At 62.4% G+C, this 18,002-nt stretch carries 14 protein-coding genes; 6 read left to right on the forward strand and 8 right to left on the reverse strand.

The features are described from left to right. Positions 1–51: 51 nt before the first annotated feature. Both CP49_RS18375 and CP49_RS18380 read left to right on the forward strand, forming a co-directional pair. The gene (locus CP49_RS18375; RefSeq protein ID WP_057851613.1) at positions 52–3,423 is read left to right on the forward strand and encodes a hybrid sensor histidine kinase/response regulator; all 3,372 of its coding nucleotides are present in this window, start codon (positions 52–54) and stop codon (positions 3,421–3,423) included. Beyond that, positions 3,413–4,342 (forward strand): response regulator transcription factor, encoded by a 930-nt coding sequence (locus tag CP49_RS18380; protein WP_057851614.1) that lies wholly within the window; start codon positions 3,413–3,415, stop codon positions 4,340–4,342. Before CP49_RS18375 ends, CP49_RS18380 begins: the two co-directional genes overlap by 11 nt. A gap of 39 nt (positions 4,343–4,381) precedes the next feature. Here the strand turns inward: CP49_RS18380 and CP49_RS18385 are convergent, their stop codons facing one another. The 5 genes from CP49_RS18385 to CP49_RS18405 form a co-directional block, all read right to left on the reverse strand. Beyond that, on the reverse strand, positions 4,382–4,807 hold the full coding sequence (locus CP49_RS18385) for a globin family protein (protein WP_057851615.1): 426 nt from the start codon (positions 4,805–4,807) through the stop codon (positions 4,382–4,384). A gap of 86 nt (positions 4,808–4,893) precedes the next feature. Then, positions 4,894–5,688 carry an ABC transporter ATP-binding protein gene (locus CP49_RS18390; protein WP_057851616.1) on the reverse strand — a complete coding sequence of 265 codons (795 nt, stop codon included), beginning with the start codon at positions 5,686–5,688 and terminating at the stop codon, positions 4,894–4,896. Positions 5,689–5,699: 11 nt separating this feature from the next. Further along, positions 5,700–6,608, reverse strand: a complete 909-nt coding sequence (gene ntrB / locus CP49_RS18395; RefSeq protein ID WP_057851617.1) for a nitrate ABC transporter permease — start codon at positions 6,606–6,608, stop codon at positions 5,700–5,702. Positions 6,609–6,674: 66 nt separating this feature from the next. Beyond that, complete coding sequence (locus CP49_RS18400) at positions 6,675–7,994, reverse strand: CmpA/NrtA family ABC transporter substrate-binding protein (protein ID WP_057851618.1); 1,320 nt, start codon at positions 7,992–7,994, stop codon at positions 6,675–6,677. Positions 7,995–8,336: 342 nt separating this feature from the next. After that, positions 8,337–9,251, reverse strand: a complete 915-nt coding sequence (locus CP49_RS18405) for an intradiol ring-cleavage dioxygenase (RefSeq protein WP_057851619.1) — start codon at positions 9,249–9,251, stop codon at positions 8,337–8,339. Between the two features lie 134 nt (positions 9,252–9,385). On the opposite strand from CP49_RS18405, the gene CP49_RS18410 reads away from it, so the two are divergent. After that, entirely contained in the window at positions 9,386–10,654 is a 1,269-nt protein-coding gene (locus CP49_RS18410) for a serine hydrolase domain-containing protein (RefSeq protein ID WP_057851620.1), read from the forward strand. A 151-nt stretch (positions 10,655–10,805) separates the two neighbouring features. Beyond that, positions 10,806–12,314 carry a sensor histidine kinase gene (locus CP49_RS18415; protein WP_057851621.1) on the forward strand — a complete coding sequence of 503 codons (1,509 nt, stop codon included), beginning with the start codon at positions 10,806–10,808 and terminating at the stop codon, positions 12,312–12,314. Between the two features lie 42 nt (positions 12,315–12,356). Here the strand turns inward: CP49_RS18415 and CP49_RS18420 are convergent, their stop codons facing one another. The 3 genes from CP49_RS18420 to CP49_RS18430 all read right to left on the reverse strand — a co-directional run bounded on the left by CP49_RS18420 (position 12,357) and on the right by CP49_RS18430 (position 15,341). Then, positions 12,357–13,676 carry a TRAP transporter large permease gene (locus CP49_RS18420; RefSeq protein WP_057851622.1) on the reverse strand — a complete coding sequence of 440 codons (1,320 nt, stop codon included), beginning with the start codon at positions 13,674–13,676 and terminating at the stop codon, positions 12,357–12,359. Then, the gene (locus CP49_RS18425; protein WP_057851623.1) at positions 13,673–14,188 is read right to left on the reverse strand and encodes a TRAP transporter small permease; all 516 of its coding nucleotides are present in this window, start codon (positions 14,186–14,188) and stop codon (positions 13,673–13,675) included. Before CP49_RS18425 ends, CP49_RS18420 begins: the two co-directional genes overlap by 4 nt. A 154-nt stretch (positions 14,189–14,342) precedes the next feature. Beyond that, a complete protein-coding gene (locus CP49_RS18430) occupies positions 14,343–15,341 on the reverse strand; it encodes a TRAP transporter substrate-binding protein (protein WP_057851624.1) in 999 nt (332 codons plus the stop codon). 836 nt (positions 15,342–16,177) lie between these two features. On the opposite strand from CP49_RS18430, the gene CP49_RS18435 reads away from it, so the two are divergent. Continuing rightward, positions 16,178–16,549 (forward strand): helix-turn-helix domain-containing protein, encoded by a 372-nt coding sequence (locus CP49_RS18435; RefSeq protein ID WP_057851835.1) that lies wholly within the window; start codon positions 16,178–16,180, stop codon positions 16,547–16,549. Between the two features lie 393 nt (positions 16,550–16,942). Next, positions 16,943–17,764 carry an enoyl-CoA hydratase gene (locus tag CP49_RS18440; protein WP_057851625.1) on the forward strand — a complete coding sequence of 274 codons (822 nt, stop codon included), beginning with the start codon at positions 16,943–16,945 and terminating at the stop codon, positions 17,762–17,764. The last annotated feature ends 238 nt before the right edge of the window (positions 17,765–18,002 follow it).

Consider the following 18,002-nt stretch of genomic DNA (forward strand, 5'->3'; position numbering starts at 1 on the left):
CGGGGTTTGCTGGCTATCCGGGGGTCAGTGGAATCGGGTCAGGAGCAGCAAGTGGCAGGGCGGCAGCGGATAGACCGCGTAAGGCGCCAATATAATCAATGGGTTGCCAACCAGACGCTGGAAGACTACGCGCTGCGCTTCACCGCCAAGAGCGCGCGGCGGTGGTCGGCGGCCCGGGTCGCCAATACCGCCCTTGGGGCCATCTCTTTTCTGGCGCTGGAGGCGATCGGCGGCACCATTACGCTGAATTACGGCGTGACCAACGCCACAGCGGCCATCCTGGTGGTCAGCGTCATCATTTTCCTCTGCGGCCTGCCGATTGCCTATCATGCCGCCAAATGCGGCATCGATATTGATCTGCTGACCCGCGGCGCCGGCTTCGGCTATATCGGCTCGACCATCACCTCGCTGATCTACGCCTCCTTCACCTTCATCTTCTTCGCGATCGAGGCGGTCATTCTCGCGTCGGCGCTCGATATGTGCTTCGGCATCCCGCGCCCGATCGGCTATCTCATCAGCGCCGTCGTCATCATTCCGCTGGTGACCTACGGCATCACCCTTATCAGCCGCTTCCAATTGTGGACGCAGCCGATCTGGATCATCCTCCACATCCTGCCCTTCGTGGCGATCGCCTATGCCAACCCGCATTCGTTCACGGAGTGGCGAAAATTTGCCGGCGAGCATGGCGACGCGAGCGGCCATCTCGACCTGCTGCTGTTCGGCACCGCAGCCTCGGTGGTGTTTTCGCTTGTTGCGCAGATCGGGGAGCAGGTCGACTTCCTGCGGTTTCTGCCGCGCGACCGCCGAACCTCCCGCACCTCATGGTGGATCGCCCTGCTCAGCGCCGGCCCCGGCTGGATCATCTTTGGCGCGCTCAAGTTACTGCTGGGCTCGTTCCTCGCCTTCTTCGCGCTCAGCCACGGCGTTTCCAGCGAGCACGCAGCCGAGCCTGCGCATATGTACCTGGAAGCGTTTCGCTACGTGCTGTCGCAGCCCGATCTGGCGCTGGCGCTGACCGGCACCTTCGTCATTCTTTCGCAGATCAAGATCAACGTCACCAACGCCTATGCCGGCTCGATCGCCTGGTCGAACTTCTTCTCGCGCCTGACCCATAGCCATCCCGGCCGCGTAGTCTGGCTGGTGTTCAACGTGGTAGTGGCGCTGCTGTTGATGGAAATCGGCGTCTACAAGGCGCTGGAGCAGACGCTGGCGCTATATTCCAACGTGGCGATCGCCTGGGTCGGCGCGCTGGTCGCCGACCTCGTCGTCAACAAGCCACTGGGCTTGCGTCCGCAACATATCGAATTCAAGCGCGCGCATCTTTACGACATCAATCCGGTCGGCGTCGGCGCCATGACGATTGCGACCATCGTCTCGATCTCGGCGTTCTACGGCCTGTTCGGGCCGACGGCCAAGGCGCTGTCCGCCTTCGTGGCGCTGGCGGTCGCCTTCGTCACCGCGCCCCTGATCGCGTGGGCGACCGACGGCAAATATTACATCGCGCGCAAACCCAAACGAAGCTGGCAGAACCTGGAGGCGATCCAGTGCTGTATCTGCGAGCATTCGTTCGAACCGGAGGACATGGCCTCCTGCCCGGCCTATGCCGGGCCGATCTGCTCGCTATGCTGCTCGCTCGATGCGCGCTGCCATGATCTCTGCAAGCCACACGCGCGGGCCGGGGCGCAGGTCTCAGACATGCTGGGAAAACTGTTGCCGGAGGCGATCTACGTCCGGATCAACTCGCAGTTCGGGCATTATCTCGGCGTGTTTGCGGTCTCAGCAGGGCTGGTCGGGCTGACGCTCGGGCTGATCTACCTGCAGACGTCCGCGACGCTTCCGGTCGACAATCTCCTTCTGTCCGACGTGCTGTGGAAAGTCTTCTTCGCGCTCACCATCATCATCGGCGTGGTGGCGTGGCTGTTCGTGCTGGCGCAGCAAAGCCGCCGCGCGGCAGAGGCCGAGACGCGGCGCCAGACCGCGCTCTTGATCCAGGAAATCGACGCGCACAAGCGCACCGATGCCGAATTGCAGCGCGCCAAGGAAGTCGCGGAATCCGCCAACCTCGCCAAGAGCCGTTATGTCGTGGGACTGAGCCATGAACTGCGCTCGCCGCTGAACGCCATCAGTGGTTACGCGCAATTGCTGGAACAGGATTCGGGCCTCGCCACCAAGCCGCGCGACCAGGTGCGCGTGGTCCGCCGTAGCGCCGACCATCTGTCGGGACTGATCGACGGCATTCTGGACATTTCCAAGATCGAGGCGGGCCGGCTCTATTTGTCACGCGACGAGGTGCGCCTGAGCGACTTTCTCGACCAGCTTGTCGGCATGTTCCGTCTGCAGGCCGCCGCCAAAGGCATCGACTTCGTCTTCAAGCGACCGGGGGTGCTGCCGCTCGTGGTCTATGCCGATGAAAAACGGCTGCGCCAGATCCTGATCAACCTGCTTTCAAACGCCATCAAGTTCACGCGAACCGGCAGCGTGCAGTTCGTGGTGCATTACCGCAGCCCGGTCGCCGAGTTCGAGGTGATCGATACCGGCCCCGGCATTCAGGCAGACGATCTCGAACGCATCTTCGCGCCCTTCGAACGCGGCGCGCTCGGCGTCTCGCAGCCGCAGACCGGAACGGGCCTCGGCCTTACTATCAGCCGGCTGCTCGCCGGCGTGATGGGCGGCGATATCAGGGTGAGCAGCGAGGTCGGCAGCGGAAGTATCTTCCGCGTCAAGATCCTGCTGTCGGAAGTCACCAATCCCACCCGGATCGCGCCGGTCGAGGCGCCGATCTTCGGCTATCATGGCCCGCGCAAGACGATCCTGATCACCGACGACGATCCGACCCACCGCGACCTCCTGCGCGAGGTTCTGACGCCGCTCGGCTTCATCCTGCTCAGCGCGCCGGACGGACCCGGATGTCTGGCGCTGGCGCAGCACTGCCGGCCTGACCTTTTCCTGCTGGATATTTCGATGGCCGGCATGGACGGATGGACGGTGGCGGAAACGCTGCGCGCGAACGGCCATCATCAGGCCCGCATCCTGATGGTGTCGGCGAGCGCGCTGGAAGCGCATGGCGCGCCGCTGGCGCAGCCCTATCATGACGGCTATCTGATGAAGCCGATCGACATTCCCAAGCTGCTGGAGGCGATCCGGCAATTGCTGAAAATCGAATGGCAGTATGAGGCGGAGCAAATTGCCGTGCCGCGCTGGAAACCGGAGACCGGATCGCGGCCGCCGGTTAAACATGTCGAGGAGCTGATCGGACTCGGGCAATTAGGTTACATCCGCGCCATTCAGCTCAAGCTCGACGAGATCGGTAACGATTACCCCGAGCACGCCGATTTCGTTTCGCAGATGCGTTTACTGGTCGACCGCTTCGACCTCGATCAATACATGGCGACTTTAAAGACCTTGCACAGCTATGATCATTGAATCCAAAAAGCGCGACGTCGCCCTCGTCGTCGACGATTCACCGGAGACGCTGCGGCTATTGACCGACGCGCTCGACGGCGCGGGTATGACGGTGATGGTGGCGCTCGACGGGGCCTCCGCCATGCGGATCGTCGACCAGATCACGCCAGACATCGTGCTGCTCGATGCGGTCATGCCCGGCATGGATGGGTTCGAGACCTGCAGGCGGCTGAAGCGCGATGCCGGGCTTGACCATGTGCCGATCATCTTCATGACGGGGCTGGCCGAAACCGAACACATCGTTCGCGGCCTGGAGGCCGGCGGCGTCGACTACGTGACAAAGCCGATCGCGGTCGAGGAGATGCTGGCGCGCATCCGCGTTCATCTCGCCAACGCCCGGCTGACCCAGAGCGCCCGCGCCGCACTCGACGTCTCCGGCCGCTATCTGCTCGCCGTCAACAGCCTTGGCAAGATCATGTGGGCGACGCCGCAGGCGCAGAAACTACTGTCGGATACGCTCGCCGCCGATGGCGACAATGATTTCGTGCTTCCGGAGCCGATCCCGGAATGGCTTGACCAGGCGCGCAAGGGCAAGACCGGATCGAAGGCCGTCGTCATGGCCACCCTGCCGGGCAACGAGCCGCTTCGGTTGCAATATATGGGTAAGCTCGGCGCCAATGAATTCCTGCTGCGACTTGCCAAGGATTCCGGCACCGAAGCGCCGGCGGAGTTCTCCAGCGAGTTGGGCCTGACGACGCGCGAGGGCGAAGTGCTGTCGTGGCTCTCCAAGGGCAAAACAAACCGCGACATTGCGCAGATCCTGGGGCTCAGCCCGCGCACCGTCGACAAGCACCTCGAGCAGATCTATTCCAAGCTCGGCGTAGAGAACCGCACCGCCGCGGCGGCGATCGCGGTGAATGCAAAGAACCAGAAGGGATGAGTTGGTAGCTCCTCCTTCCACGGCAGCACGCGGAAATCCTCACTCGGCAGCTTGAGCGCGACCGTAGGCTTCCGAAATCATGTAGCCGGACAGCGTGCCGTAGGCGGCGGTCCACGCATCGGCGACCTCATGAGTCCAAGCCGGGCCCAGTCCCTTTTCCAGCGTCCACAGCAGTGCGGCGCCAACCACCGGATAGTGCTCCGCCTTGGCACCGTAGCTGACGTGGCGTTTGGCGAGCGCACTCGCAGCCGGCAAGATCGATTCGAGATTGCCGAGGCCGCTGACCACGGCGGCCAGCATCATCATCAGCTTCTTGCGCTGCTCGGTCATATCGGCCGGAAACATCGCCTTCACCGCCGGCGCGATCTCGAACAGGCGATCGTAGAACAACAGCGCTGCCTGCTCCGATATCGGGACGACCTTGGCAAAACTCTCCTGAACCAGTCTGACGTGCGTCGAATTCACTTCGGATCTCCTCACGTTTTGAAGCAGAACCTATTGGTCTCGCCGGAGGAACATTGGTTCAATTATCACCTCGGAGCATTAAGCGCTTACGCCGCCTCGACGAAGCGATGTCGCTCGTAGAGGAATTCGAGCACGCGCTGCCGGCACTTGAGGTAGCCGGGGTTGGTCGCGAGCTCGAGCCGCTTGCGCGGGCGCGCCAGCGGCACCTCGAGCACCTCACCGATCCGCGCGCTCGGACCGTTGGTCATCATCACGATGCGGTCCGACAGCAGAACGGCTTCGTCGACGTCGTGGGTGATCATCAGGATGGTATTGCCGAGCTTCTGATGCAGCGCCATCACCGAGTCCTGGAGATGCGCGCGGGTCAGTGCGTCGAGCGCGCCAAAGGGCTCGTCGAGCAGCAGCACCTTCGGCTCCATGGCGAGCGCTCGCGCAATGCCGACGCGCTGCTTCATGCCGCCGGAAATTTCGGATGGACGCTTGTCCTTGGCGTGGGCCATCTGCACGAGGTTGAGATTGTGCATCACCCAGGCGTCGCGCTCGGCGCGGGTCTTGGTCGATGCAAACACCTTGTCGACGCCGAGCCGGACGTTCTCATAGACCGTCAGCCACGGCAGCAGGCTGTGGTTCTGGAACACCACCGCGCGATCCGGCCCCGGCGAGTTGACCTCACGGTTCTCCAGCAGCACGCCGCCATTGGTGGCGCCGGTGAGGCCGGCAACGATGTTGAGCAGCGTGGACTTGCCACAGCCGGAATGACCGATGATCGAGACGTATTCGCCTTTCTCGATCGTCAGGCTGATGTCCTTCAGTACCTCGGTCGTGGCGTTGCCGCGGGTGAAGGTCTTGTCGATATGGTCGAGCTTCAGATAGACCTGCATGACATGTCCCTTCAGTTCAGTGCGGTGCCGCGGGTCACGATCTTCGCCACTCCCGCGATCAGGCGGTCGAGCACGAAGCCGATGATGCCGACATAGAACAGCGCCAGGATGATTTCGCTGATGTGCGAGGAGTTCCAGGCGTCCCAGATGAAGAAGCCGATTCCGACGCCGCCGATCAGCATTTCCGCTGCGACGATCGCCAGCCACGACAGGCCGATGCCGATGCGAAGACCCGTGAAGATGTAGGGCGCCGCCGCCGGGATCATGATCTTGGAAAAGAACTCCAGCGGGTTGAGCTGCACCACGGCTGCGACGTTGCGATAGTCCTGCGGGATGTTGCGGATACCGACCGCGGTGTTGATGATGATCGGCCAGACCGAGGTGATGAAGATCACGAAGATCGCCGAGGGCTGGCCATCGCGGAACGCAGCAAGCGACAGCGGCAGCCACGCCAGCGGCGGAATGGTGCGCAGCACCTGGAACAGCGGATCGAGCCCGCGCATCGCCCACACCGACTGCCCGACCAGCGTGCCGAGCGCGATGCCGACGATGGCGGCGATCGAATAGCCATAGGCGACGCGCTGAAGCGAAGCGGACAGATGCCAGAACAGGCCCTTGTCGATGCCGCCATTATCGAAGAACGGATCGAGGATCAGTTCCTTGGTATCCTTGAACACGCGCGAGGGCGGCGGCAGCGTCGATCCGGTGCGGCGGCAGACCAGCTCCCAGAACAGCATCAACAGCGCGAGCACGATCAGCGGCGGCACGACGCGCGCCGCGGTCTCCTTCGCCATCTTGACGTACTTCTCGGCACGAGGTGCCTGCTTCGGCGTCATCGTGACCACCGGCGCCGCCGCAGTCGGCGAGGTGGTCGGAATGGCCACCGCGGTGGCTTCGGCTTTGATCGCTGGCATCGACATCGAAATTGTATCTCCGTGTTCAAAAAAGGCGGGCCGCCCGCTGCTTTGCGCGCGGCCCGGGCTTGATCAGACATCAACACGCTTGATCGAAAGCGACTTCAAATACGCAGCCGGATTCTCGGGATCGAACACCTTACCGTCGAAGAAGGTCTCCTTGCCGCGCGACTTGGAGGTCGGAATCTCGGCAGCGGGAACGCCCATCTCCTTGGCTGCGTCGCGCCACATGTCCTCGCGGTTGACCTTGGCGATCAACGCTTTGCTGTCGAAGCCCGCTTCATATTTGCCCCAGCGGATGTCCTCCGTCATGAACCAGAGATCGTGGCTCTGGAACGGATAGGAGGCGTGGTCGCGCCAGTATTTCATGATGTGCGGCGAGTTCTCGACGACCTTGCCGGGAATTCCGTAGTTGAACTTGCCCTTGGCGCGATCGGCGATGTCTTCGACCGGGCAGTTGATCCACTGCCGCTTGCCCATGATGGTGGCCAGTTCGTCCTTGTTCTCCATCTTGTCGGCCCACTGCTGCGCCTCCATGACAGCCATCAGGATCGCCTTGGCGGCCTTCGGATTCTTGTCAACCCACGCAGCCCGCATGCCGAGCGATTTTTCCGGGTGCTTGCTCCAGATTTCGCCGGTGTTGATCGCGGTATAGCCGATGCCCTGATGGACCAACTGCCCCGGCCACGGCTCGCCGACGCAGAAGCAATCCATCGTGCCAACCTTCATGTTGGCGACCATCTGCGGCGGCGGCACCGTGATGGTCTCCACGTCCTTGTCGGGATCGATGCCACCGGCGGCCAGCCAGTAGCGCAGCCACAGATCGTGAGTGCCGCCGGGGAACGTCATCGCGGCCTTGGCGGATTTGCCGGCAGCCTTCTTCTGCTCGAACACCGCCTTGAGCGGCGCTGCATCGACGCCGACCTTGAGGTCGGCATATTCCTTGGCGACCGAGATGCACTGCGCATCGAGATTGAGCCGCGCCAGGATGTACATTGGCGTCGGCTGATTATTTTGCGTCACTTTGCCGGCCGAGATCAGGTAGGGCATCGGCGTCAGGATATGCGCGCCGTCGATTCCGTTGCCTTCACTGCCGAGCACGAGGTTGTCGCGCGTGGTGCCCCATGACGCCTGCTTCTGCACCTCGACGTCAGGCATGCCGTATTTGGCGAACAGCCCCTTGTCCTTGGCGACGAACAGCGGGCCGGCATCGCTGAGCGCGATGAAGCCGAGCTTGGCCGCCTTCACCTCAGGGCCCGCGCCTTGCGCGAAAGCGCCGGCGGGGAAATTCAGCTTGGCGGCGGCGAGCAATGCTGCCGTGCCGCCAGTCGCCTTCAGGAGCTGGCGGCGGCTGAAACCGCGGCGTGAGGTTGGAGTGGTGGGCTTCGTCATGGGCGGTCCTTTGCTGCTCTGGTCAGGGTGCGTTTGAAACGGGGCCGTCCGTCTGGTGTCGCCGCGCGAGGCGCGAGAGGGCGCGTTCCAGGGAAGCCCCGGAATGGCGCGTCACAGTTCGGATGAGTGGTCTCAAGGGACGGCATCGATGGCGTCAGCACTAGCTATTCAAGCTCCGTGCCAAGCCGCGCACATCGGAAAAAACGTATTACTATCAGTAAATTGCGGGATATCTGCCGCAAAAATCGGCAGTGGTCAGGAACCAGCCACCGCATTCCAAACTTGCGATTCGCTCAATCTTTGTGCGGCGCACAAGGATTGAGCAGATCATGAGCACCGGCCTTACGCGTGCTCGGTGGTCTTCGCCATCATCGGTTTCGGCGCGCTTCCCTCGCCCGGCTTCATCCGGAATTCGTAGCTCATCAGGTGCCAAGGCGTGGCCGCCGGCTTGCCGTCCGGCATCGTTGGATCGGTGCGCTTTTCGATTTTGGCGACGAGTTCGTCCTTGACCCCGAACACCACGTCGGAATCGAGATATTTGTCGCCCTCCATGAAGACGTGGGTGATCAGCGGCTGGTAGCCGGGCGCGTCGACCAGGAAATGCACATGGGCCGGCCGCATCGCGTGGCGGCGGGTCTGCACAATCATCTCGCCGACCGGGCCGTCGGTCGGAATGGGATAGCTGCACGGTAGGATCGTGCGAAAGAAGAACCTGCCGTCGGCATCGGTCATAAAGCGCGCCCGCGACGACGGCCCCTCCGTCGCATAGGCCGGCTTCTGGGAATCATAGAAGCCGTCATCATCGGCGTGCCAGACGTCCACCGGCACATTCGCCAGCGGTTTGCCCTGAAGATCGGTGACGCGGCTCTGCACGAACATCCGCTCGCCCGGCAGACTGGCCGAGATATCGGTGCCATGCGGCGTCACCTTGTGCTCGCCGACATAGAACGGGCCGAGTACCGTGGTCTCGGTGGCGCCCTCGCGCTCCCTGTGGTTCACCGCATCGACCAGCATCGACACGCCCAGCACGTCGGACAGCAGGATGAACTCCTGCCGGATCGGGGTGCACTTCTGGCCGGTCCGCGTCAGAAAATCGATCGCGTACTCCCACTCCTCGAAGGTGAGATCGGTCCTGCGGACATAGTCGTGCAGCGATTTCACCAGTTCCTGCAGCAGGAATTTGGCGCGTGGATCCGGCGTATCGTCGAAACTGCGGATCACGGCGGCGGTCAGTTCGGTCTCGCTGAATTGGCTCATTTTTCTGTCCTGCGGGATAGGCGACGGCGGGCGCGAGCCTACACCACCGACCCACTCCGGGTAAGCACGGCCGGTTGGAACAAGGCGCACTTTTCGGCTATCAAAGCGGCATCGCCAGCCGGAGATCAGCGCCGATGTTAGCCCCCGCCTCGCCCGAGCAAGCCGGAATGTCCAAGGCGGCGCTCGATCGGCTCGAAAACCACCTGAAGCAACGCTACGTCGATGCCGGCCGCTTCCCGGGAACGCAGCTCCTGATCTATCGCCGCGGCAAGGTCGTCCATTCGACCGTGCAGGGTTTTGCCGACGTCGAGCGCAAGGCGCCGGTCAAGGACGACACGATTTTCCGCATCTATTCGATGACCAAGCCGCTCACGAGCGTCGCCTTCATGATGCTAGTCGAGGAAGGCCGCGTCGCGCTGGATGAGCCCGTGCACAAATACATTCCGGAATGGAAGAATCTCGGCGTGTTCGTGGCCGGCACGCACCCGGCCTTTCTGACCCGCCCGCCGTCGCGGCCGATGCTCATCGTGGATTTGCTGCGGCACACGTCTGGCCTGACCTATGGCTTCCAGCAGCGTAGCAATGTCGATGCCGCCTATCGCGAGAACCAGATCGGCGAAGTCGTCAAGGCCGGCACGCTGCAAGGCATGATCGACGACCTCGCAAAAATCCCGCTGGAATTTTCACCGGGCGAGGCCTGGAACTACTCCGTCGCCACCGATGTGATCGGCTATCTCATCGGTCTGATCAGTGGCAAGCCGTTCGAGCAGTTCCTGAAGGAGCGTATCCTCGATCCGCTCGGCATGAACGATACCGATTTCTTCGTGCCAAAGGACAAGGCGCATCGTTTCGCGGCGTGTTATTCGGCCGATCCGCAAGGCGGCTTCAATCCGCTCGCCACCGAGCGCAAGGGCACGCTGACGCTGCAGGACGATCCCGCGACGAGTTCGTTCCTGTCCCCGCCTTCCTTCATTTCCGGCGGCGGCGGATTGTGCTCGACGGTGGCCGATTATCTCACCTTCTGCCGGGCGCTGCTCAATGGCGGCGAGCTCGGCGGCGTCCGCTTGTTGGGCCCGAAGACACTGAGGCTGATGACGTCGAACCACCTTCCCGGCGGGGGCGATCTGCCGGCGATGTCGCGCTCGCTGTTCTCGGAAGCCGCTTATAACGGCATCGGCTTTGGCCTCGGCTTCGCCGTCACCATGAACCCCGCGCAGACGCTGATCGCCGGCAGTCCTGGCGAATTCAATTGGGGCGGCGCGGCAACGACCTCGTTCTTCATCGATCCAGCGGAAGAGCTGATCACGATCTTCATGACGCAGGTGCTGCCATCTAGCGCCTATCCCTTGCGGCGTGAGCTGCGCACCATGGTGTACGCCGCGATCACCGACAGTAATCTTTGAGACCGGAAAGCTTGGGCTTTTTTGCGTGAAGTGATCACCCTGGAACCCAGAGCTTCGCCGGGAGTCGGACGTACATCCCTCTAATATCCTTGGCGAAATTCGGCGGCTTCTCTTATGCTTCGCCGATTGAGGGCCGATCCTGGGGCTTGCGTTGCCGAAACTTTCATTGCCAGTGCGTCTCGTCCTTCTGGTCGCGGGGACCACGCTGCCGCTGATCATTTTCGCGGGCGGCATCACGTACAACAATTACAAGCAGGATCGCCAGAACGCGACACAACGGGTCCTCGAAACCGTTCGCAGCATTCGTCTCGTGCTCGACTCGGAGATGCAGCGGATCACCGGCGCGCTCCAGGTGTTGTCACTGACAAACGCAGTGCGCGAGGGGGATTTCGAGGGATTCCGCCGCATCAGCCAGGGTTTCCTCGACCAGTATGGCGAAGGCGGCGTCGTGCTGGTGGCGAACCGCGAAGGCCGCCAGGTGTTCTCCTCGCTCACGCCTGATACGGCAAGCCTGCCGCTTCGCAACAACCTCGGCATGGTCGAGAAGGTTTTTGCGGAAAAGAAGCCGGTCTATTCCAACCTGTTCTTCGGGTCGGTCAAGCAACGGCTGATCGTGACAGTCGAGGTGCCTGTTGTTAGCGACGGCGAGGTGCTCTACGACATCTCCTTCAGCCCGCCGATCGAGATATTCCAGGCCATGATCGAGCAGCAGCGGCCGACCAAGGACTGGACGATCTCGATCTTCGACGGCGAAGGCACCAGTTTCGCGCGCGTGCCTAACCCCCAGGAGACCGTCGGAAAGCGGGCAGCGCCGTCGCTCTATGCGGAGATGTTCCGCAATCCCGAAGCCACTTTGGCGACGGTATCGCTCGAGGGCGTGCCGCTGATTACGAGCTTTGCCCGCTCCTCGCTCACCGGCTGGACGGTTGCCGCAGGCGTCGCCGAAAGCTCGCTGGTCGCGCCGCTCTGGCGCAACCTCGCGATCACGAGCGTGATGGGCGCCGTTCTCCTGATGGTCGGTCTCGCCTTTGCGGTGCGGATGGCAACCCAGATCGCCCGCGGCGAGATGCTCCACAATCTCCTGATCGAAGAGCTCAACCATCGCGTCAAGAACACGCTCGCGGTCCTGCAGTCGATCGCCACCCAGACGTTCCGCAGCGCGAGCCGGGCAGAACGCGAGAAGTTCGAGGGAAGGCTCGGCGCGCTGGCGGAGGCGCATAACCTTCTGAGCCAGGAGAAGTGGCAGGGCGCGGAGCTGCGGGAAGTGATTGCGCGGGTGCTGCAGCCCTATCTGCTCAACAATCCGGAACGGGCGCGGATGTTCGGACCGCGGGTTCCGCTTTCGCCGCGGCTCGCCGTGGTGCTGTCGATGATCGTGCACGAGATCGCAACCAATGCCGCCAAATACGGCGCGCTATCGAACGAAACCGGTACCGTCGCGGTGGATTGGGAAATTCTCGAAGAAAGCGACGGGCGCAGGTTGCGACTGATCTGGACCGAAGCCGGCGGCCCGCCCGTCACGGCGCCGGTGCAGCGTGGCTTCGGCTCGCGCCTGATCGAGCGCAGCGCGCGCGACCAGCTCGGCGGCGAAGCAACCGTCGATTTCCTGCCGCGCGGCGTGGTCTATACGGTGAGCTGCGCGCTCAACCGGGACGAATAGAGCCTTATCGGTTCTGCTTGGACCAGAGCTAATAAGGCTATGCTATTTGAGCATCTCCGGCACGATCAGGCGCGGCAGGAACAGCGAAACGCTGGGCCAGATGATGAGCGCGGCCAACACCAATAGCATCGGTATCAGCATGATCACCGTGTCCTTCAGCGCGTAGCGCAGCCGCACCCCCGCAATCGAACAGGCAATCATCAAACACAGGCCATAGGGCGGCGTCACCAGCCCGAACGCCAGCGAGACGATCGAGATGATCGCAAACTGCACCGGATGAAGGTCGACCGCTTTCGCCAGCGGCTCGAGCACGGTGCCGACGATGACGATCGCCGGAATGGCGTCGAGAAAACAGCCCACCACCAGGAAGCAGAAGGAGATGAAGAAGCCCGCCGCGATCGCGCCCATGCCCCAGGTCGAGACGTTGGCCAGCAGCTCCTGCGGAATCTTGTAGTAGGCCAGCAGCCAGCCGAACGCGCTGGCGGTGCCCACGCAGAACAGTGCGACGCCGGCCAGACGTCCCGTGTCGAGCAGCGCTTTGTAGAGTTGGCGCGCGCCGGTTTCACGGTAAAAGAAGGTCGATAGCGCAACGGAATAGAGCACCGCGACGCAGGCGGACTCGGTGGCGGTGAACCAGCCCAGCAAAATGCCCCCGACGATGATGAACGGCGTCATCAGCGCCGGTATCGACCGCCAGATGGCATAGACTATGTCGGCCCAACTGGATTTCGGATAGGTCGGATAACCGCGGCGTACGGCATAGACATGCACGGTCGCCATCTGAGCGCCGGCGATCAGAAGTCCCGGCACGATACCGGCGAGGTACATCGCCGCGATCGAAGTCGAGATCAATCCGCCCCACACGATCATCAGGATCGAGGGCGGGATGATGACCGCAAGCACGGCGGAAACCGCGGTGATCGCGATGGAGAACGAGAGGTCGTAGCCTTCCTTGGTCTGGGCATCGATGAATATCTTGGACTGGCTCGCCGCATCCGCGGTGGAGGAGCCGGAAATGCCGGCAAAGAACACCGACAGCACCACGTTGATCTGCGCCAGCGACCCCGGCCAATGCCCGACCATCGAGCGCGATAACGCGACCAGGCGGTCGGTGATGCCGCCGATGCTCATCAGGTTGGCGGTCAGGAGGAAGAACGGCACCGCCAGCAGGATGAACGAATTGTAGGCGTTGAAGGTCTCCTGCGCGAGCGTCATGATCGACAGGCGAGGCTCGGTCAGGAGGATCGGAACGCAGGCAAGACCGAGCGCAAAGGCAACCGGCACGCGGATGATGAGCAGGCCAATGAAGGTCCCGAACAGGACCAGCGCGGCCTCTCCGGCAGAAAGAACATTACCGCTCATCGTTTTGCCCCAACCAGAATCCGCGCTTCATCGACGATCTGTTCGCCCGCAAATATTATCCACGTCACGCCGGCCGCGGGCCAAGCGACATGGATCAGCCAGAGCGGCAAATCGGCCAGTTCGGACGTTCGGTTCCAGGCGAACCGCGTGAATTCGAGCCCGGCCCACACGAACACCAGCGCCAGCGCCAATATGCCGAGCCGCGCGAGAATCCGCACCGCAGCTTCGCTTCGGCGCGACAGGTCGGGCCAGACGTCGACCTCGAAATGCTGCGCCTCTCTGACGCCGACCATGGCGCCGATCATGATGGTCCAGATGAACAGAAAGCGCGCCATCTCCTCGGTCCAGATGTAGGACGGAATGAACGGCGTGTAGCGCGAGATGATTTGCAGCGTGACCGGAATGACCAGAATGCCGACGCATGCGGCGAGCAGGATTTCCAGCAGTTTTGCATAGGCCGCCGTCGCTCGGCGCCATAGCGACGGGTCGGACACAACAGGCATTTCAGTCATTTCGGCTCCGTCCGGATACCAATCCGCCGATCCCGGCAAGAAGCGGGGCTTGCCCGGAAGGCTGGCGGCGGTCGTTCGATTTCAGGCCTCCGCCGCGCGACGCATTCCGCGTCGTCGCGAGGAAGAACCGGTTCCCCCTTTTCCGGTTCGAGCCCTACGCGACGTTGATCTTCTCGAAGATACCCTCCGCGCCGATTTCCTTGGCGTAGCCGGCGATAACGGGATCGGCGAGCTTCTTCATGGCGTCGCGCTCTTCGAACGGAACGCGCTTGAGCTTGCCTGCCTTCTCCAGCGTATCGAGCTTGACGACTTCTTCGCTCGATTCGAGCTGGCGGCCGTAGTCGCCGGCTTCCTTGCCGGCCTTCATGATCGCGTCCTGCAGATCCTTCGGCAAGGTCTTCAGCGTCTTCACCGAAAAGCAGATCGGCCGGATCGATACCGCGTGCTGGGTCAGGCTGAGATGGGGGGCTACTTCGTAGAACTTCATCGCCTCGACGCCGGCCGCCTCGTTTTCGCCGGCCGAGATCACGCCGTTCTGGATGGCGTTGTAGACTTCGTTGTAGGCGATCACCGTCGGGCTCATACCGACGGCCGCAAACGTCTTCGACCAGATCGGCGCGCCCTGCACGCGCACCTTGAGGCCCTTGAGATCGGCGAGATTCTTGAGTGGCTTGTTGGCGAAGATGTTGCGGATGCCGCCGCCCGCATAGCCGATCAGGACGACTTCGGCCTTAACAGCGATTTCATCGGCGACCGGCGCCAGGATGTTCTTTTCGACGACCTTGTTCATGTGCTCGATGCCCTTGAACACAAAGGGCGCATCGATGAAGGGCGCCGCCTTGGCGAAGGTCGACATGTGGGCCGGCGAGACGATGCCGTAATCGACCGCCTTGCCCTGCGACATGTACTCGAAATACTGCTTCTCGAGGCCGAGCGATGAATTCTTGTGCAGCGTGAAGTTGACGGGCTTGCCGTAATACTTCTTCACCAGCTCTTCGAATCGGGTCAGCGCCTTGGTGAAGGCGTGATCGTCGTTGAACTGCACGGCGCCATTGAGCGTGACGGGCGTCTGTGCCCTGAGCATCGATGGCATGCCGAGCGCGCCGGCAGCAGCCGTAGCACCAAGCCCCGCAAGTACGGTTCTTCGCTTCATAGCGTTCCTCCCCTGTAATGCCCGTCCCTTGTAAGCGGGACTTTGGGCCTGGCCGACAACGCGGCTGCAGACACAAAGCGTATGCAAAACGGCGCGGCTGTGGAAGCCAATTTAAGTAGTAGCTGGGGACCAATAGGCCGCAGGCGGCCCGATAGTTGCGATCATTTTGCCAATCGCCGGAAGCCCGGGCCGAGCCGATGGTCCCTACGCCAATAGCCTTCGGCGCTCGCCATGGGCGCCCGGGACATGCGTTGCTGAAGTGGGTCTCGCGATCGATCCGATCGCTGCCGGCCCGCTCCACAGGTTGCAGGCAGCGCGGCCAGCGCGCAGCTTGCCGCAATTTCCCGCACGCTCGATCAGAAAGCCGGCGCTGAACTTTGCTGCATTTTGTCAGGCATCAGATCTCACGCGATCACGCCGGCGTCGGAGCGACACGCGCTGTGAGCGATCGCATTGTCGGCCGGAAAACCCGTAGAAATCCGGTGCCTGACCGCGCCCCAGTAATCATGCGGGGCAAAATCTGTGGCCTTTGAACTCGCGGTGGTTGTAGTTCGTCGAATATTTTGTCAAATGTAGAGGACGGGGTTTTTTTGCCAAATACGCCCCGGGCGTCGACAGCCTTAGGTGGTTGGCGGCGCCGGTATCAGGATGCTTCCAATGCGCGCAAGCGTTTGGCGGACCATCCGGCTCCAGGATTCCCGTGGTTCCCTGTACCAACACGGTCCAGACTGACTTTAATGTGGCAAATATGGATGAACCCCTGACCTACTTTTGCCAGGGTTTCCCGATTGAAGGACGGTAAAACCAGAATGAACAGCAGATCAGCAGCGAAAAAGATGAAACAGCGCAGCGCCGGCAAACCCGATATCGAATTGGGCAAGCGGATTCGGCTGCGGCGTGTGGAACAGAAAATCTCGCAAGCGGAGCTCGGCGACAAGCTGGGCGTCAGCTTCCAGCAGGTTCAGAAGTACGAGAAGGGCGTCAACCGCGTCGGCGCTGCTCGTCTTCAGCAAATCGCTACCGCGCTCGACGTGCCGGTGACGTTCTTCTACGACGGCGACGGCAAGGCGCGCGAGGTTGAGAGCCTGCTGTTCTTGGACAGCGCATTCAGCCTGAGGCTGCTGCGCGCCTACAGCAAGATCAAGGACCAGACTGTACAGCGTCAGTTGGTGTCCTTGATGGAATCGATCGCCGCCCACGAGGGCTAGGCACTATCGCGCCTGGATCGCAGCACCGCGGACCCGATCAATCGACGCGAGAAATCGCCGGGTAGCCTGTTGCTGCGCTAGGCCTGATCTTGATCTGGCCGGGACAAGATCGGTTCGCCGCCATCGCAAATGGCGGAGCCCCGGCCGTATCGCAGCGAAAAGCCTGCGCGGTACGTTCCGGCGAATAGACACGGCCCCCTCGCCTCCGCAAAGTCCTCGCCACACGCCCATGCCCGCCACGCCCGCCGCGCGCGTGCCCGGCCCTGCGCCACCAATCTCACAATCCCTCCCGGCATCTGTTCTGGTCTTGACGCCATGCAAGATGCGGCGATTGACCTCGGCGCGACGCTCGTCCGACAATGGACCAAGCCTCCCGACTGAAAGCCGCAACCGATGCTCGATTTCCCGAAGACCGCCGAAATCTCCCATGCCGACGGCAAGATCCTGCAAAGCGTCAGCGATGGCGTCGGCGTCATCACCTTCAACAATCCCGACAAGCGCAACGCGATGTCGCTCGAGATGTGGGAGGGCCTGGGTCACGCGCTGATCGGGCTGCGCGACAATCCCGACGTTCGCGTCGTGATCCTGGTCGGCGCCGGCGACAAGGCCTTCGTCTCGGGCGCCGATATCAGCCAGTTCGAAAAGACCCGCCACAATGCGGCGGCGTCGGAGGAATATTCGAAACGCAGCGAAGCGCAGCGTGCGCTGCTCGCTGATTATCCGAAGCCGACGATTGCCTGCATCCGCGGCTTCTGCCTCGGCGGCGGCATGCAGGTCGCGATGCTGACAGATATTCGCATTGCCTCCGACAACAGCCAGTTCGGCATTCCCGCTGCAAAGCTCGGCATCGCCTATGGCTACGACGGCCTCAAGCACCTGGTCTCGCTGGTCGGGCCATCCTGGGCGCGGCTCATCATGTATACGGGCATGCGGATCGAAGCTGCGGAAGCCCTGCGGATCGGATTGGTCGACCGCGTGCTGCCGGACGCGGAATTACGGGACGCCACCATGGAGATCGCGCGCACCATCTCCGGCAACGCGCCGCTGGCGATCAAGGCCGCCAAGATCACCATCGCCGAGGTGCTGAAGGACGAAAGCAAGCGCGACATGGATACGATCAAGCAGATCGGCCGCGCTTGTATGGATAGCGAAGATTTTCGCGAGGGCCGAACGGCTTTCATGGAAAAGCGCAAGCCGCAGTTCAAGGGCAAGTAAAATCGGGGGGCGCAACAATCTCCCCGTCGTCCCGGCCTTGAGCCGGGACCCATACTCCGCGGCCCATCGGTGACACGCAGGCGTCTAATACCTTCCGCAACAACAAGCGCCGCAGGGTATGGGTCCCGGCTCAAGGCCGGGACGACGGGTGAAGGTTATCCTACAGCGCAGCGAGCACTGCCTTCGCAATATCCGCAGTGCCGTTGCGGCCGCCGAATTCCATCGGCTTTATTTCGCC

Source organism: Bradyrhizobium valentinum, assembly GCF_001440405.1.
Lineage (GTDB): Bacteria > Pseudomonadota > Alphaproteobacteria > Rhizobiales > Xanthobacteraceae > Bradyrhizobium > Bradyrhizobium valentinum.

Bases quoted from the DNA above. Each gene is read 5' to 3' on its own strand.
- CP49_RS18430 (WP_057851624.1), bottom strand. From the start codon at position 15,341: ATGAAGCGAAGAACCGTACTTGCGGGGCTTGGTGCTACGGCTGCTGCC.
- CP49_RS18390 (WP_057851616.1), bottom strand. From the start codon at position 5,688: ATGCAGGTCTATCTGAAGCTCGACCATATCGACAAGACCTTCACCCGC.
- ntrB (WP_057851617.1), bottom strand. From the start codon at position 6,608: ATGTCGATGCCAGCGATCAAAGCCGAAGCCACCGCGGTGGCCATTCCG.
- CP49_RS18420 (WP_057851622.1), bottom strand. From the start codon at position 13,676: ATGAGCGGTAATGTTCTTTCTGCCGGAGAGGCCGCGCTGGTCCTGTTC.
- CP49_RS18440 (WP_057851625.1), top strand. From the start codon at position 16,943: ATGCTCGATTTCCCGAAGACCGCCGAAATCTCCCATGCCGACGGCAAG.
- CP49_RS18425 (WP_057851623.1), bottom strand. From the start codon at position 14,188: ATGACTGAAATGCCTGTTGTGTCCGACCCGTCGCTATGGCGCCGAGCG.
- CP49_RS18410 (WP_057851620.1), top strand. From the start codon at position 9,386: ATGTTAGCCCCCGCCTCGCCCGAGCAAGCCGGAATGTCCAAGGCGGCG.
- CP49_RS18380 (WP_057851614.1), top strand. From the start codon at position 3,413: ATGATCATTGAATCCAAAAAGCGCGACGTCGCCCTCGTCGTCGACGAT.
- CP49_RS18405 (WP_057851619.1), bottom strand. From the start codon at position 9,251: ATGAGCCAATTCAGCGAGACCGAACTGACCGCCGCCGTGATCCGCAGT.
- CP49_RS18400 (WP_057851618.1), bottom strand. From the start codon at position 7,994: ATGACGAAGCCCACCACTCCAACCTCACGCCGCGGTTTCAGCCGCCGC.
- CP49_RS18435 (WP_057851835.1), top strand. From the start codon at position 16,178: ATGAAACAGCGCAGCGCCGGCAAACCCGATATCGAATTGGGCAAGCGG.